Below are 15,557 nucleotides of genomic sequence, written 5' to 3'. Positions count from 1 at the left end.
GCGAGAGCTATGGCTTAAGCCTAAAGCCGAAAGGGTTTCCCCATGTAAATCGGCACTTGTTTCTGACTCGCCAATTCACCAATGACCAATAACAACGAGCCGATAACGACACTTGACAGAGTAAATTTGTACAACTCATATAAGCGCCGAGCCACAATCCCTCTCAAATAAGGCTATTTAATCGTTTTCCCATTCTTCGGAACCAATTAAATCACCAATCCGGTCTCTAAGCAAGAAATCACACTGTTCTAGTTCGCATTCGATACATACCCACTCGCGAGCTGGAATGTACTGACAAAGAACGTAGATGGGCTGCTGACGGCTGACCACTCCTTTTTCCACGAGTTGACGTGCTTCTTCTTGAATCACATCAATGGAGTATCGAATAGAGGGAGTAGAGGGAGCAGTTTGAAGACTCATCGGGCTCATAGATACCATCCTGACTAAAAACTAAGCTACGTTCTAACTATATACGAATTTGGCTAGCCTGAAAAGGTATCTCGTTCCGTATAGAAAGTTACAAAGATCTTCGAGTTATGAATAAAAAATACCAAAGATACAAATTGTTTCAGCTTTTAATCGCTAGCGACTAAAAGCTGAAACCCTTGCTATACCGTTAAATTGGCAGTTGATAGTGGGGCTGCCTCTGAGATTCCTCTCTCGATCATGGCAAGTTAATTAATAAAACTTAAATAAACTCTGTTAAGCTATAATCACATTCAATCTGATCAAATAATACCTCAAGTGCGATCGCCTGCGCCTCTGGCATCTGTCCGTAGGAGTAAACATAAGGCGTCTGGGCGGGGAGGTCAGGTAAGAACTGCTCTAAGGTGTATGGACTACCGTAAATCACCAATGCCTCTAAGACTTGATCCGTTAATAATCGCTGTAGCCAATCTGCAGCCACAGCAGTTAAAGAAGCCGTACTCCGAAACGGATTTCCACGAATAAAAAGCTGTAGCAGCGTCTGAATCGGGAGCTCATTGTGATCCCTCAGCATCGGTGGCGTATGGCAATCCACCCATTGCAATTGGTAGCCAAACTGTTGGGGTAGGGTAACGGCTGGAGCATTTCGCCCCAAAACATCACAGGTTAAAATATCATCCACAATGATGAGGTTGCGCCCCTGGCGACTATTCTGGAGCGGTTTTGAGCGCAGGGGTAGGGAACCGCCAACTTGTTGAGAATCACGGAGGATATTAGTAACCGTATCAATGGCAGTCGGTTGAGCCAGATGACCCAGAAACGATAAGGGTTGAGCTTGATCACTTCGGTTCCCTGACACCTGTGTCCCCCGGCTGATCTTCGCCTTCGCCTGCCAAATCCGTTCCACAGATGCCAGAATGCGATCGCGGGAAATCCGTCCTGCCGCTACAGCATCACAGACGGCTTGAATGGCGGTTTCTGGGTTAACGGGCATGAGTAAAATATCAGCCCCAGCTTCAACCGCTTTTACAGGGGCTTCCGTTGCGCCATAGCGATTAGTGATCGCACCCATAATTAAGGCATCGGTGACTATCAACCCCTCAAACCCCAACTCTTGGCGCAGAACTTGGGTTAAAACTTTTTGTGATAACGTCGCTGGATAGTGATCATCCAAGCTAGGGATCAACAGATGAGCCGTCATCACCGCATCCACACCCGCCGCCATAGCCGCTTGAAACGGGGGAAACTCCACCTGTGCCATTCGAGATCGCGAATGGGATAAGATCGGCAAATCTAAATGGGAATCGATCGCGGTATCCCCATGACCGGGGAAATGTTTCGCCGTGGTTAACACCGGATAATCTTGCGTCCCTCGGATAAACTGACAAGCCAATTGACTCACGATTTCCGGCGTCTCACCATAAGCCCGCACATTGATTACCGGGTTTTGGGGATTATTATTAACATCTACAACAGGCGCAAGAATCCAGTTAATCCCAATCGCTAAGGCTTCTTGGGCAGTAATTGCGCCCTTTTGTTTAGCATAATTTTGGGCTTTTTGCAAATCCTGACGGGCAATCGCCCCTATTGCCATCGGTGGCGCAAACCAAGTCGCCCCAGCAAAGCGTTGACCGACCCCTTCTTCAATATCAGCGGCAATCAACAAGGGGATTTGGGCATACTCTTGTAATTGTTGCGATCGCAGCGCTAGTTCCCCAGCACTCGCACCCAGTAAAATCACCCCTCCCACGCCCCAATCCTGTATCCAATGCTGCAACCTAGCGGAGGGAGGTTCCCAAGCCGGGTACTGAATTTGGTGGTCAAACAGGTAGCCAGATGCCCGCACCACAACCATCTGTGCCACCTGTTGTGCCAAGGAGAGAGACTGGATATCGGGTAAGGAATTCACTCGTTTTCTTCTGCCTCAGGAACCTGATCATCGAGTTCCTTACTATGACGTTCTTGTGAGAGTTGATTCAGCAGTGTCAACATGCGATCGCCGCGTTCCAAGCCTCGGTCTTCAATAAAGACGACCTCTGGGGTACGACGCAAGCGCACCCGCCGACCTAATTCGCGACGGACAAAACCCGTAGCTGATTGTAAACCCGCCATCGTTTCTGATTTTGCCTCTTCGGTGCCATAGATTGAGACATAAATTTTGGCATGTTGCAAGTCACCCGAAACATTTACATCCGTAACGCTGACTATCCCAGCACCGACACGGTCATCTTTGATATCGTGTAACAACATTTGACTGACTTCCTGCTGAATCAGCGAGGAAACCCTAGACACACGGCGATTTGTAGCCATAACGCCCCCTTTACTATGAGTATGGGCAGTTGGAGACCAACGATTTCTAGTGTAAGCTTCCCCGCTCTAAATACACAGGGCTTCCCGCTTCGGAGGTATCTTGTGACATACTGACCCGCTAAACTGGGTTCAGTCCTAGCATGGCACGCAGGGTGAAAGCCAGGAATAAAAACGTCCCCACCACCAAACCCACCAGCGCGATCGCACTCACGGGATTACTCAATACCGGCTTAAAGCGCTCAAATAGGGCAAAGAAGATGCCCAAGGTTATGCTAATCAAGTAACGGGGGTAACGGCTAATATTTTGTAAAAAGTCTTTCATTGCAACTTGCTACTATCTTTAAATGACAAATGACGAAATTTTAGCATTTTGGTTTGGAACGCCCGATGACCCAGCTTATCGGAAGCCCCGTCAGGCTTGGTTTACCAAAAATCCCGGCTTTGACGAAGAGGTGCGATCGCGCTTTTTGGAGGATTATCAACAAGCGGCGGCGGGTCAACTCAACCATTGGCAGGAATCTCCCCATACTTGTCTGGCGCTGATTTTACTGCTGGATCAGTTTCCCCGCAATATGTTTCGCGGTCAACCCCAAGCCTTTGCCACTGACTCTCAAGCGTTAGCCGCCGCCCAACATGCGGTATCACAAGGGTTTGACCAAACCTTGATCTCTGTGCAACGCTGGTTTATTTATATGCCCTATGAACATAGTGAGAACTTAGCACACCAGAAGAAGTGGTGTTTCTTAAACAACCGGGTTCCTCGTTTTGACGATGGGTGTTGTGGGGGTGAACCCCATAATGAACCACTCGAATCCACTTAATTTACTCAGCTCGCCCTCTACTCCAATGCTTGAGAGACTTTTTGTCAAATTTTAGGGGAGAACAACATCAGCCCAAAAACTGATTCCATCGCCCTTTGTAAAGTTTTTTTCCTGGTGCGTAGAAGGCAGCCATATTTCCAGAGTAACCAGTGAAAGGGTCATTTATCGAGGTAACTTATGTTAAAGCAACTGCCTTTAAAACGACTAGGGCTAACCCTACTGATGGCGTCTAGTGCTAGTTTTGCCATGTATGCCTGGAGGTGTTGGTGTCCTAACTTATGCGAATGGTGAGGTTTATAGGGGAAATTGGAGCGAGCGCCGTCGGTAAGCGATGCGTCATCTAGCCTGTGTGGTTAATCTAATCAGTTATAGTTAGATCCCTGACTTCTTGAAGAAGTCGGGGATCTGGTAATAGACAAGTCGTCACTACAGATTGACCCCCTTTGCTCTCCTTAACCGAAGCCTATTGCCATGTTCCCTGGATATCGCCAATGGCTCTAACTTCCACCTGAGAACGTCAACTCAATGCAGCCAAACCACGAGACGCTCAGATTTGGTAGTAGTCTGAAAATAGCTATTACCCAACTTATTGCTACATTATGAGTAATCGCGAGAAACTACGCCAACTTCTACTCCAACTTGACGACAAGAGCTACAAAGCCTACAAGGATATCAAAGGACGCTATCACTTTTCTGATTTCACCTTAATTATCGATCGCGTCCAAGGTGATCCCTTTGCCAGTCCTAGTCATGTCCGAGTGCAACTGTCTCAAGCTGTAGCGGAGTTTCCCAGAACCCTTTACCAAAGTCGTAGTCGAGAAATCGCCTTACGGGATTACCTGACACGCCAGTTTGATTTAGTGGCGCGAGAGTTTAGTTCCCACCGGGGAACGGGGAATAGTGGGAGGATTGCGATTATGTCTGTGGGACAATCGGTAATCGAGCGAACGGCTGTATTTGTCAACGATGAACTCATAGAAGTTCGCTTCGTCGTCGGATTACCTGCACGGGGAAGGCGCATCTCTGGGCGTCAGGCGGCGGAAATGTTGTGTGATGATATTCCTGAGATTGTTGATCAAGCGCTTAAGTACGAGTCTCTGGATGCAATAGAGATTAAACAGCACGTTGAAACCGTTGAAGATGCAGACGGGCTGCGTCAACAGTTAACCGAACGGAATTTAGTCGCATTTATTGCTGATGATGCGATTCTACCCCGACGCAGTGGTGTGGATGATCGCCCGTTAGATGAAAATGCTTTACCTTTCCAATCCCCAGAGACATTACGGGAAACTTTTAATTGTCCGAATCGAGGTGAGGTAACGGGGATGGGGATTCCCGCCGGCGTTACCTTAATCGTCGGGGGTGGCTATCATGGCAAATCTACCGTCTTGCGATCGCTAGAGGTTGGGGTCTATAATCACATTCCTGGGGATGGACGGGAATTTGTGGTGACTCAAGCCTCAGCGGTGAAGATTCGGGCAGAAGATGGTCGTAGTATTGCCAGTGTAGATATTTCGCCGTTTATTAACCAATTACCCCAAGGTCGGTCTACTCGTCAATTTTCCACCGCCAATGCGAGTGGGAGTACCTCCCAGGCGGCGAATATTATTGAAGCGTTGGAAGCCAATACCCAGTTATTACTGGTGGATGAGGATACGGCGGCGACAAACTTTATGATTCGCGATCATCGGATGCAGCAGTTGATTGCCAAATATAAGGAACCGATTACGCCGTTTATCGATAAGATACGCCAACTCTACACCGATTATGGGGTATCCACAATTTTAGTCATGGGCGGTAGTGGTGATTACTTTGATGTCGCCGATACCGTCATCGCCATGGATAACTTCCAGCCCTACGATGTTACCGAAAAAGCCCGCGCGATCGCTCAGCAGTATCAGACGGAACGGATTCCCGAAGGCGGAAAGGAGTTTGGCGATATTGCGCCGCGTATTCCGTTACCCGAAAGCATTGACCCCAGTCGCGGTTCACGAGACGTTAAACTGAAAGTGCGAGATGTGGATGAAGTTGTATTTGGCAAAGAGGAAATCGATTTAGCCGCCGTTGAACAGATTGTCGAAAAAGGGCAATTACGAGCAATTGCTGAGGCGATTGTTTATGCCAAGCGACACTATATTAATGGGCGCAATACAGTTACCGAAGTACTAAATCGGATGATGGCAGATATTGAGTCTCAGGGATTAGATTTGCTGGGGAATTTACCCGAAGGAGACTTAGTTTTATTCCGGCGATTTGAGTTAGCAGCAGCGTTAAATCGACTGCGGACTTTGCAAATACGGGAGCATCCTTAACATCCTCTCCCACTCGTCTGAGTCGGGGCGGGCGCGAGTTACATCGGGTTGCCACCGAAAAGATAGTGGTGAAAGTGATCCCCTACACAATTAACACTCACGTTGCGCCACATAAATACTGTGAAAAGTCAGCTTGAGGCTCTGCCTCCCATACTAGCGGCGCAAAGCACTCTTTTCAATCATTTATTTCCCAGATAAATACTGGAAACAATCTCGAATCCGTTCTAAAAAAGTTTTTAATCGTTGTTTATGGGGAAAAGGTAAAACGTTTAGCAACTCATCGGCTTCTTCTAAAATTTGTTCTTGGGCTTCAGGTAAAAGATTTATCCCATTCGATTGGGATAAATTCCGTCCTTTACTCAGAGACTCTAAACCCTTGTGTAGCAAAGCATTAAACATTCATACTGCTATGGCTAAGAAAGCTATACTTGTGCGGTATAATCATCCCAGTCGTCAACTTGCTCCTAATTCTGTCAAACTATGGCTAGCTTAAAAATTGTTAACAATTTTGATGGCAGCTTTGTCCTCGAACCAGACGCCCAGAACCATCTATTTAACTTGTTGAACGGTGAAGCCTTCCGCCAGCAAGTCGCGGGACAACTGCACTGTCAAGATTTGGAATTCACCGAGTTACTGTTTCAACCTGTCCCCTACAGCGAAGGGACTCCCAAAGGTATGCCACGGGAGTTTGAACAGTATCACGAATCTGACGATTATGCAATTATAAATGTCCCTCCCAATTTCATGTTCAAAGCCAAAATCTTTAACCCCAGCCGCCTCTGCGCGATTTATCGAAAAATAGCCTAATTATTGCTGATGAGTTCTGAAACGCCAATTCCTGCTCTCTCTGACTTAGAATATATCCCCTATCTGGACGAGGGGGGTAATCTCCCGGAATCTTTATCCGGAAAAATCGGCGTCTATGCCATTTTTGACCAGGAGAAAACCCTGCAACTGGTCAACTATTCTCGCGATATTTATGTCAGCTTAAAACAACATTTAGTCCGTAAACCTCAATTCTGCTATTGGTTGAAAGTGGAAACCATTGAGCGCCCCAATCGCACTCGCTTGGAAACAATCCGCAAGGCTTGGATTGAAGAAAATGGGGAAATCCCGCCAGGAAATGGTGGAGATGAAGCCATTTGGAATCATCCTATTGATGCTAAAAAGACGATGACGGATGAGGATAAATTAACCTATAACAAGAGTGAAGAATTAGGGCAAATTAAGCTATTAAAGAAAATAGCACGGCGAGTCGAAGCGGAAATTTTAGAACAATTAAAGGCTCGTGGTGTGCAAGATGAGATTCGTTTCAACCCCAAATTAAAAGAGCAGGGATTACTGGATTTAAAATAAAAGTCATTAAGGAAGGCAGAAATGAACTTGTTTGTTTTGCGGTCACAACTTATATTCATAATTCATAAACAGCTTGACTAAATCGCTCATGATGCCAACGCTGCTCAATAATCGCTATCGCATCCTCCAGACGCTGGGGGCAGGTGGGTTTGGGAATACCTTTCTCGCTGAAGATACTTACATGCCTTCGGGACGTAAGTGTGTGATTAAGCAGCTTAAATTCATGACTCATGATCCCCAGAGCTATCAGCAAGCACAAGAGCGATTTCAGCGGGAAGCAGCGGTTTTAGAAGAGTTAGGTGAAAATAACTCTCAAATTCCCCGATTATTTGCTTATTTTTCCGAATCTGGACAATTTTACTTAGTTCAGGAATGGATTGAAGGGGATACCCTGACTCAAATTGTAGAACGGGAAGGTCAGCTCAATGATAGTCAAGTCAAGGCAATTTTGTTGAGTCTGTTGCCTGTACTGGATTATGTCCACAGTTGCCACATCGTTCACCGTGATATTAAACCGGATAATGTCATTGTGCGACAGCGAGACGGATTACCTGTCCTGATTGACTTTGGTGCTGTTAAAGAAGCGATTAAAACCGTTGTTCATTCTCAAGCCAACGCCACCCCATCGATAGTCATTGGCACACCTGGGTTTATGGCAGCCGAACAAGCGGCAGGACGCCCTCGCTATGCTAGTGATCTGTATAGTTTGGGATTAATTGCGGTATTTTTGCTAACGGGCAAATTACCGCAAACCTTAGAAACTGATACCCGCAGCGGCGAAATTTTATGGCGTCGGGATGCACCGAATTGTCACTCTCATTTAGCCACCGTGATTGATCGGGCGATTCGCTTCCATCCGCGCGATCGCTTTGCGGATGCGAAGGAAATGCTGGAAGCCTTGAGTGCCCATCCGACAACGATCGCGACAGCCACGTTATCCCTTTCTCGCACAGATGTACCCCCTGCAAGTAAATCGGCGGTTCCGCCAACCGTTCCCATCCGCAGAAAACCCCTGTCAACAGACGAGGGACACCCCTCTCGGCGCTTCGGCGGTTTAATCGCTGGCGGCTTACTCCTGAGTGCTATGGCTATTGGTTGGGGTTTAAATCGTATTCTAGAACCCTCAAGTCGCGTACAGCCACCCCCAGAGTCCGTATCCGCCTCTTCTGGAAGTACCCCTTTGCCCTCAACTACAGCGACAACCACACCTTTACCTCTGCCAACTCCTTCCCCAAAACTGGTGAGTCCAGAATCGCCCACACCCCTGTCCCCACCTGATCCCACATTCCGTATCCAAGAATCTCCAGAATTCCTGCCTTCTCCCGATCTCCCCACGCCGTTTGCCTCTGAACCCTTAGTCTTACCCTTCCCCTCTCCTTCTGTGTCTCCTGTTGCTTCCCCAACCCCCATACCGACACCCTCACCGACACCCTCACCTGCGCCCGAAAACCACACCCCTAAACCACCTCTATCGGACAAAATTCCCGGATTTACCCCAGGAACGCCTCGAAAAGTGGTGGAAGCCGCCTTAGGCACGCCAACCCAGCTTTCCAAAGGTTTATGGTACAATACCCAGGCATTGACTTATGAAGACTTTATTGGCGATCGCGTCAGTCTCGGTTATCTGTTTGACCGCGATACTAAACGTTTGCGCCAAACTGAGGCGGCATTTGCCCAATCTGTGGGATTAGAAACCATGGCAGACACCTTAGATAAAATGCTCAGTCGCAATCTCTCACCAGAGATTCGCCAAGGACTAACCCAGGTTTATCAGCGTCAATCCAATCGCTATCGTTTTACCAGCAGCAACGGTTCTCCCTTGAAAGGGTTGATTGAACGCAATGAGCGCGATCGCATTTATATTGGAGTGTGGGAAGCCGATTTGCATTAAGTAAGGGTTTGGTTACCAAACCCCTACTCTCGACGGGTTGACTCAATCAGCCAGTAATTTGCTCCAACTTTGGGAACCGATTATGCCATCAGCCGTGATCCCTTGTTGCCGTTGGAATCGGGCAACGGCGGCGGCTGTCCCCGGACCATATATTCCATCGGGTGTCGTCCCGATACGACGTTGCAGATATTTGACGACAGAACCTGTGGCATGGTTTTCTCGCAGGACTGGCATGGCTAAGATTTGAGTAATGATCTGCCAGGTTTTAGCATCGGCAGTACCTGTGGGTGTGACACCAACGATCGCCTGAAAGGTTTTAAGTGCTGCTGTAGTATCCGCTTCGTTGGAACCATCTTCTTTTAATGGTGTACCTTTGGGACTTCTGATTTTGAGTCGATTTAAGGCTTTTTGAAGGTCAACAATTGGATTTTGGGAAAGGGGAATCGTCGGTGATGCGGTTTGTCCAGTTAATCCTTTGACAATTGCATTTGCCACGGCTTCGGCATCGTAGCGATCCATGTCCTCTTGATTATCGCAGAAACAGCATTCAACTAGAATCGCTGGCATTGCGGTATTCCGGAGAACGTACAAATGGGAACCATCTTTAATCCCGCGATTGAAGTACCCTAGCTCAACAATATTATCTAAGATCGGCTTAGCCATGTCCTTCCCCGTATTGCTCACGGCAAAGACTTCTGCGCCTTTAGCTTTGCCGTTAAAGGCATTAAAATGAATGGATACAAATCGATCGACACGATTGGTATTCGCCGTATTACACCGTTGTTGTAAAGAGTTGCTCACACTCGAAGCGCGACTAGGTGTACAGTCTACCACTTGATGATTCAGGGATTTGAGCTTCGAGATCACTCTCGTCCCTACCGCCTTGGTCATATCATCTTCTTTGCCGATATTGCTAGCACCAGTATCTGGAGGGCAATTATGTCCGATATCAATTCCGTATTTCATCCTAATCTTTGACTCCCATTGGTGATGAGATGTTAATTCACAGCAACTATGATGATGACCGATGACTGAACCGATGTACTAGGGGTTGACATCCCCACCACCCTTTTGTTCCTTTTGTGAAATCGGCAATAGCGGTTCAGAATGTCTTTCTCCATCTCCCCAATCCCGATAACCTGCTCCGGAGAAAATTCTACAGACGTACTATTTAGCGAGAAATTTGGAGAATTCTAGGATAGCAAGATTATGGATGAGTTTATGGCAGCCGCGATCGCCCAAGCCCAACAGGGACTTCGGGAAGGAGGAATTCCCATTGGTTCTGTCTTAGTCAAAGACGGTCAGATTATTGGTCGGGGATATAATAAGCGCGTTCAGGATGATGATCCTGTTACCCACGCCGAAATTGATTGCCTGCGCCATGCTGGCAGAATCGGTAAGTATAACGACACAATCCTTTACTCCACATTAATGCCGTGCTACCTCTGCGCCGGGGCTGTGGTGCAATTTGGCATTAAAAAAGTTATTGCTGGGGAGTCTAAAACCTTTGCCGGTGCCAGAGAATTTATGGAATCCCATGGCGTGGAGGTTGTTGATTGGAATCTAGAGGAATGCCAACAGATGATGAGCGACTTTATTCAAAAGAACCCAACGCTCTGGAATGAAGATATTGGCGTTTAACCTCATCCCACGCTTACCCTAGCCAGAGTACGATGTTCCTGGGTTCACAGGAGCACAGGAGTAGAGGGTTAAGGGTGTAAATAAATGACATAAACGAATGACAAATAACTGGTTAACGAAAATTCACCAGAACTTCACTAGGTTTTTCTGTGACTTTATCTGGACTTGATGGACGATTCGCTAATCTGGTAAATAAGCTAAGGCAATCGATTCACACCCAAGCAATCTCTCCTGCCAAATGGCTTAATCAGCATCGGCAATTTGCAATTTGGTGAAATTTGAGAAAGACGCCTTGTGTAATACGACTGATACTGGAAATTATCACTAGGAATTATCAATCATGACTGGCTCTCCTTTACGAAAATTTCTCTTTACGCCGATAATACTTTCGACAGCCGTGTTCTCAGTTTTGACCTTACCCCTAGCATTCTTCGGAGATAAAGAGGTCACGATCCAATTTCAGGGAGAGCCTGTACATCATGGACAACTCCGGGATATTGCTACTCCTTACCTAGGATTGGCAAGTGTTTTGGGTGTAGGTACGGGAATTGCTACGGTAGCCGTAACTGGCTGGCTTCAGTCTTCTCGAAAGTCGGCTCACGCCGAAGAACAGCTTTCGGATTTAGAGCGAAATCTTAAAGAAAAAGAACAACTTTTAGAAGATCTGAAACTTTCTAAATCTCGACTCGCAGCGGCTGGACTCAATAACTTTTTAGAGCAAGAACTCGAACAGGAATTAGCCCAGCCTTCTGATCACGAAGTTCAACACCTGGTTGAAGAAACCGTTAAACCGGAACCGGAAATAGTTCAGCTTTGTGATCACGAAGTTCAACACCTGGTTGAAGAAACCGTTAAACCGGAACTGGAAATAGTTCAGCCTTCTGATCACGAAGTTCAACACCTGGTTGAGGAAACTGTTAAACCGGAACCCGCACCAACACATGCTGTGGTGAAATCCCAAAAACTCCAGATGAGTAACCCTTTCATCATCACCACACAACCCTTCTACACCCAACCCGCTACCACTCATCCAGTTAGCTCTCAAACAGCATCGGCGAAATTTGCCTCAGCTCAAAGCTTCTTAGGTTATCAGACAAAAACATCTGTCCCATCGGCAAATGTTACCCAACCTACCGAGTCTGAGGTTGAGCAACTTCAGGTTCAACTGCAGAACATAATGTCTCAGATGATTGTCATGCAAGCCGAACTACAGGCAGTTCAAAAAACGGCTCAGTCTCAGGGACATGCAACCCAGCCGCGCCATTCAACATCACTCAAGGTAGTTCAGTCTTGGTCGGAACACCCTCATGCAGTAATTAAATAGTCGATACCCCCCCCTTTTTTTGGGTAAATTAAATAGTCAATACCCCCCCTTTTTTTGGGTAAGCTGTTATGCATTTAAATTGGGTATTAGTAGCGAGCAAGATGCTCGCATTACAAGGATTTCGCCATTATTGACATTAAGGTTTAAATGCCGAACAGCTTATACGTCAAAACTCAAAACTCAATCTATTCCGATTTCGCTGAGTTCGATGATCCCACCTCGGCGGTTTCTTCACTACTCGGTAACTCGAGGCAGTATCCCGCACCGTATACTGTTTTAATATATTTGGGATGACGGGGATCAGGTTCGAGTTTGGTTCTCAGGTGGCGAACATGGACGCGAATGGTTTCAATATCGTCATCTGGATCATATCCCCAGACTTCTTTGAGAATTTCACTGGGAGAAACCGTTTGACCATGACGCTGCAACAAGCAGTGTAGCAGTTCAAATTCCAGGTGGGTTAATTTCACCGTCTGATTAAACCAAATCGTCTCAAAGCGTTCTGGAATCAGGGTCAAAGGACCATAGTTAAGGATTTCCGTATGCTTAGCGGCTTGGGGGATGCGATCAGTGCGTCGCAGTAAGGCGCGTACCCGTGCTAGCATTTCTTCGAGTTCAAAGGGTTTGGTTAGATAATCGTCCGCACCGGCATTGAAGCCTTCCACCTTATCCTGAGTTTGACCCAACGCCGTCAACATCAACACGGGAATATCCGTGGTGCGTTCATCTCGACGCAACCGTTGGCAAACGGTAAAGCCATCGACTCGAGGGAGCATCAGGTCTAGTATAATCAGGTCTGGCTGGAGTTGCAGCGCTAGCGCCTGACCTTTGATCCCATCTGGCGCTTGGTGAACTTCGTAACCTGCCATTTCTAGGTTAATGGAGACAAGTTCTGAGATTGCAGGGTCGTCATCGATTAATAGTATTCGAGGCATCACTAAGGGGTTACTAATAGGACTTGTTAAGCTTGGATAAGAACTGTCACAGGAAACTAAGAATACTGTACCGATTATAAGCGCTGATTCTAAACTATTTCTGAAGAAAATAGAGATTTACTGAATGTTTGGGGGAAATCAGGTATAATGGCAGGTTAGCTTTGCCCAGCTTGAAAGAGGGGGACAGGGGGAGCAGTAGTCCAAAGGTGATGCCAGAAGCGTCTGAAAACATTTGACGGGTGGGTACAGCCTGACTTATCTCTTTTTGTCGTCTTCGTCAGATGACTCCTGATACGATTGATTTTTCAACTCCTCAAGTTGACGCTGAGTTTGGTCTTTCCCCTGCTTTGCCTCTTTGTAATCAGGTTTATAGGTCAAAGCGTTTTCATAAGACGTCAAGGCTTCACTATATCGCTTCAGGTTAACTAGGGCATTGGCGCGACTATTCCAGGCTTGGTAATGGCTGCGCTTATGGGCAACAGCTTGGTTGTATGCTGCGATCGCGTCTTGGTATTGTTGTAATGTATAGAAGACATTACCCCGGTTATACCAAGCTTGATCAGAATTGGGTTTGACTTTAATCACCCTCTCGTAAGCCGTTAAAGCTTCCTGATAACGCTCCAATTTATGCAAAGCCCAAGCCCGACCATACAACGCTTCATAGTTATTAGGCTGGAGTTTCACCGCTTGGTCAAAGGCGGCTAAAGCCTCTTGATACTGGTTTAAATTATTTAAAATACTGCCCTGACTGTACCATGCTCGGTAAAAATCCGGCTGGAACTGAACCGCTTTCTGGTAGGAGTCCACGGCTTCGCGGTATTTGTTTAAATTGACAAAAGCATTACCCCGTTGATACCAGAATTCGGCAGAATCGGGCTTATGTTCCACCGCTTTGTCATAAGATTTAATCGCCTCTTCGTACTGTTGTAAATTATGAAATGCCCAGCCTCGCCGATACCAGGCTGAGGCATAATTGGGTAGAATCTCTAAGGCTTTATCGTAAGATGCGATCGCAGCCGAATAGCGCTGTAACTTCATCTGCACAATCCCGCGACGTTCCCAGGTTTCCACATCCTCTGGTTGCAGTTTCGTCACCTGATCAAACGCACTAATCGCTTCTTCATAACGCTGCAATGTGGCTAACGCCTCTCCTCGTCCTTTCCAAGCCTCTGGATACTCGCGCTGAATTTGAATGGCTTTATCATAAGCATCCAACGCCGCCTCAGGTTTACCCAATGCCAAAAGCGCCTCTCCTTGACCTAGCCATGCTTCACCATAGTCGGGTTGCAGTTCAACCGCACGATTATAGGCGCTGAGGGCGTCTTCATACCGCCTCAACTCCAGCAGCGTTTCGCCTCGGTTATAGGATTGGGTTGCATTGGTAGAATTAATCCAGTTGATCATCGCTACTGTCGCCCCTCCCCCACCAGCAATTACCGCCAGGGCAATTAATAGGACAACTACAATCGGTTTGTTCCGTTTAGAGGATTGATTAACAGGCGGTGAGGATGGGGAATTGGTACCTAAAGCCACCGTCGCCCTCGTGGGTTGAGTTAGATCCTCTAACGCCTGCAGAGCCGCCTCCGCTGAGGGATAGCGTTCGCGAAAATCGTAGCGGATCATTTGATCCAGGACTTTAGCCAACTCTGGGCTAACTGAGGTGCGATCGCGCCAGCAAATTTCCCCACTGTCTGGATCAATTGGGAGTTCCTGAGGTACTGCACCCGTTAAAGCCTGAATCCCCACAATCCCTACTGCATAGATATCACTACTCAAACGGGGATTCCCATTCGCTTGTTCACTGGGTCGATATCCCGGCGTACCAATCGCTACTGTAAAGATAGAGGATTGTCCCTGCACTATCTGAGTGCTAACTTGTTTAACCGCGCCAAAATCAATTAAAACTAACTTGCCATCGGATTTACGCCGGATCAGGTTGTGGGGATTAATATCTCGGTGAATGACATGATGCTGATGGACATAAGCTAATATAGTCAGGATTTCCTGCAACAGCTCAATAACCTGCACTTGTGACAACGACGTTCCCGGCGTCAATTCCTGACTCAGATCATCCCCTTCAATCAGTTCCTGCACCAAATAGAACTCTTGACTCTCTTCAAAATAGGCAAATAGCTGGGGAATTTGGTTGTGATGTCCCAACTGATGCAGGATTTTGGCTTCCGTTTCAAACAAACGCCGCGCCGTCTGTAAGGTAAACGGGTCAGTCGCTTGGGGTTTGAGTTGCTTCACCACACAATTGCGATCGCTGGGTAAGTGTTGATCGTGGGCGACAAACGTTGCGCCAAACCCACCTTGTCCCAGTTGTCGAATGATATTATAGCGTCCACCGATTGTTTGTCCGAGAGCCAAGTTCATCTGGTTTCACCAAGCTAATCCCAGCATTGCTGTGCAGTAATGATTTGACATCCTCCCCACCCTCCTGAGCCGGCGAAGGATCTGCTGAGGGTGGGGATTCCCATCATCACTGACGGGGTTTCCTGGCTCTACGAGTAACCTTACTTTTTGGAGTTTCCCCCTCCA

At 47.2% G+C, this 15,557-nt stretch carries 16 protein-coding genes; 7 read left to right on the top strand and 9 right to left on the bottom strand.

Annotated features, from left to right (window positions below):
• Positions 1-20: 20 nt before the first annotated feature.
• The 5 genes from ACLGGO_RS06300 to ACLGGO_RS06280 form a co-directional block, all read right to left on the bottom strand.
• Complete coding sequence (locus ACLGGO_RS06300) at positions 21-155, bottom strand: hypothetical protein (RefSeq protein WP_446418661.1); 135 nt, start codon at positions 153-155, stop codon at positions 21-23.
• A 22-nt stretch (positions 156-177) separates the two neighbouring features.
• The gene (locus tag ACLGGO_RS06295; RefSeq protein WP_446335530.1) at positions 178-420 is read right to left on the bottom strand and encodes a DUF4327 family protein; all 243 of its coding nucleotides are present in this window, start codon (positions 418-420) and stop codon (positions 178-180) included.
• 268 nt (positions 421-688) lie between these two features.
• Positions 689-2,335 (bottom strand): glycoside hydrolase family 3 N-terminal domain-containing protein, encoded by a 1,647-nt coding sequence (locus ACLGGO_RS06290; RefSeq protein ID WP_446418660.1) that lies wholly within the window; start codon positions 2,333-2,335, stop codon positions 689-691.
• The gene (gene rbfA / locus ACLGGO_RS06285; protein ID WP_446418659.1) at positions 2,332-2,736 is read right to left on the bottom strand and encodes a 30S ribosome-binding factor RbfA; all 405 of its coding nucleotides are present in this window, start codon (positions 2,734-2,736) and stop codon (positions 2,332-2,334) included. The genes ACLGGO_RS06290 and rbfA overlap by 4 nt, the downstream gene beginning before the upstream one ends.
• A gap of 118 nt (positions 2,737-2,854) precedes the next feature.
• Positions 2,855-3,058, bottom strand: coding sequence for a DUF751 domain-containing protein (locus ACLGGO_RS06280; protein WP_446335533.1), 204 nt, complete (start codon positions 3,056-3,058; stop codon positions 2,855-2,857).
• A gap of 22 nt (positions 3,059-3,080) precedes the next feature.
• Here ACLGGO_RS06280 and ACLGGO_RS06275 point away from each other — a divergent pair, with 22 nt between their 5' ends.
• Positions 3,081-3,557, top strand: a complete 477-nt coding sequence (locus ACLGGO_RS06275; protein ID WP_446418658.1) for a DUF924 family protein — start codon at positions 3,081-3,083, stop codon at positions 3,555-3,557.
• 599 nt (positions 3,558-4,156) lie between these two features.
• Positions 4,157-5,869, top strand: coding sequence for an ABC-ATPase domain-containing protein (locus ACLGGO_RS06270; RefSeq protein ID WP_446418657.1), 1,713 nt, complete (start codon positions 4,157-4,159; stop codon positions 5,867-5,869).
• 183 nt (positions 5,870-6,052) lie between these two features.
• Here the strand turns inward: ACLGGO_RS06270 and ACLGGO_RS06265 are convergent, their stop codons facing one another.
• Entirely contained in the window at positions 6,053-6,268 is a 216-nt protein-coding gene (locus ACLGGO_RS06265) for a hypothetical protein (RefSeq protein ID WP_446335147.1), read from the bottom strand.
• Positions 6,269-6,349: 81 nt separating this feature from the next.
• On the opposite strand from ACLGGO_RS06265, the gene ACLGGO_RS06260 reads away from it, so the two are divergent.
• From ACLGGO_RS06260 to ACLGGO_RS06250, 3 genes are all read left to right on the top strand, one after another.
• Entirely contained in the window at positions 6,350-6,676 is a 327-nt protein-coding gene (locus ACLGGO_RS06260; RefSeq protein ID WP_446335148.1) for a hypothetical protein, read from the top strand.
• A 9-nt stretch (positions 6,677-6,685) separates the two neighbouring features.
• The gene (locus ACLGGO_RS06255) at positions 6,686-7,225 is read left to right on the top strand and encodes a GIY-YIG nuclease family protein (RefSeq protein WP_446418656.1); all 540 of its coding nucleotides are present in this window, start codon (positions 6,686-6,688) and stop codon (positions 7,223-7,225) included.
• Between the two features lie 88 nt (positions 7,226-7,313).
• Positions 7,314-9,116, top strand: a complete 1,803-nt coding sequence (locus ACLGGO_RS06250; RefSeq protein WP_446418655.1) for a protein kinase domain-containing protein — start codon at positions 7,314-7,316, stop codon at positions 9,114-9,116.
• Positions 9,117-9,158: 42 nt separating this feature from the next.
• Here ACLGGO_RS06250 and ACLGGO_RS06245 read toward each other — a convergent pair whose 3' ends face one another.
• Complete coding sequence (locus ACLGGO_RS06245) at positions 9,159-10,082, bottom strand: N-acetylmuramoyl-L-alanine amidase (protein WP_446418654.1); 924 nt, start codon at positions 10,080-10,082, stop codon at positions 9,159-9,161.
• Between the two features lie 243 nt (positions 10,083-10,325).
• Between ACLGGO_RS06245 and ACLGGO_RS06240 the strand changes: the two genes are divergently transcribed.
• Entirely contained in the window at positions 10,326-10,757 is a 432-nt protein-coding gene (locus ACLGGO_RS06240; RefSeq protein ID WP_446335152.1) for a nucleoside deaminase, read from the top strand.
• A gap of 340 nt (positions 10,758-11,097) precedes the next feature.
• On the top strand, positions 11,098-12,081 hold the full coding sequence (locus tag ACLGGO_RS06235) for a hypothetical protein (RefSeq protein ID WP_446418653.1): 984 nt from the start codon (positions 11,098-11,100) through the stop codon (positions 12,079-12,081).
• A 185-nt stretch (positions 12,082-12,266) separates the two neighbouring features.
• On the opposite strand, the gene ACLGGO_RS06230 is transcribed toward ACLGGO_RS06235, so the two are convergent.
• Positions 12,267-13,016, bottom strand: a complete 750-nt coding sequence (locus tag ACLGGO_RS06230) for a response regulator transcription factor (RefSeq protein ID WP_446364784.1) — start codon at positions 13,014-13,016, stop codon at positions 12,267-12,269.
• A 255-nt stretch (positions 13,017-13,271) separates the two neighbouring features.
• Positions 13,272-15,392: a tetratricopeptide repeat protein gene (locus tag ACLGGO_RS06225; protein ID WP_446418652.1), complete on the bottom strand. Its 2,121-nt coding sequence runs from the start codon at positions 15,390-15,392 to the stop codon at positions 13,272-13,274.
• Positions 15,393-15,557 lie beyond the last annotated feature (165 nt).

The organism is Coleofasciculus sp., assembly GCF_046565525.1.
GTDB lineage: Bacteria > Cyanobacteriota > Cyanobacteriia > Cyanobacteriales > Coleofasciculaceae > Coleofasciculus.
This window is presented reverse-complemented; position numbering and strand designations above follow the sequence as displayed.

Coding starts and splice junctions, on each gene's coding strand:
- ACLGGO_RS06295 (WP_446335530.1), bottom strand. CDS start 420: ATGAGTCTTCAAACTGCTCCCTCTACTCCCTCTATTCGATACTCCATT.
- rbfA (WP_446418659.1), bottom strand. CDS start 2,736: ATGGCTACAAATCGCCGTGTGTCTAGGGTTTCCTCGCTGATTCAGCAG.
- ACLGGO_RS06280 (WP_446335533.1), bottom strand. CDS start 3,058: ATGAAAGACTTTTTACAAAATATTAGCCGTTACCCCCGTTACTTGATT.
- ACLGGO_RS06275 (WP_446418658.1), top strand. CDS start 3,081: ATGACAAATGACGAAATTTTAGCATTTTGGTTTGGAACGCCCGATGAC.
- ACLGGO_RS06270 (WP_446418657.1), top strand. CDS start 4,157: ATGAGTAATCGCGAGAAACTACGCCAACTTCTACTCCAACTTGACGAC.
- ACLGGO_RS06265 (WP_446335147.1), bottom strand. CDS start 6,268: ATGTTTAATGCTTTGCTACACAAGGGTTTAGAGTCTCTGAGTAAAGGA.
- ACLGGO_RS06260 (WP_446335148.1), top strand. CDS start 6,350: ATGGCTAGCTTAAAAATTGTTAACAATTTTGATGGCAGCTTTGTCCTC.
- ACLGGO_RS06255 (WP_446418656.1), top strand. CDS start 6,686: ATGAGTTCTGAAACGCCAATTCCTGCTCTCTCTGACTTAGAATATATC.
- ACLGGO_RS06250 (WP_446418655.1), top strand. CDS start 7,314: ATGATGCCAACGCTGCTCAATAATCGCTATCGCATCCTCCAGACGCTG.
- ACLGGO_RS06245 (WP_446418654.1), bottom strand. CDS start 10,082: ATGAAATACGGAATTGATATCGGACATAATTGCCCTCCAGATACTGGT.
- ACLGGO_RS06240 (WP_446335152.1), top strand. CDS start 10,326: ATGGATGAGTTTATGGCAGCCGCGATCGCCCAAGCCCAACAGGGACTT.
- ACLGGO_RS06235 (WP_446418653.1), top strand. CDS start 11,098: ATGACTGGCTCTCCTTTACGAAAATTTCTCTTTACGCCGATAATACTT.
- ACLGGO_RS06230 (WP_446364784.1), bottom strand. CDS start 13,016: ATGCCTCGAATACTATTAATCGATGACGACCCTGCAATCTCAGAACTT.
- ACLGGO_RS06225 (WP_446418652.1), bottom strand. CDS start 15,392: ATGAACTTGGCTCTCGGACAAACAATCGGTGGACGCTATAATATCATT.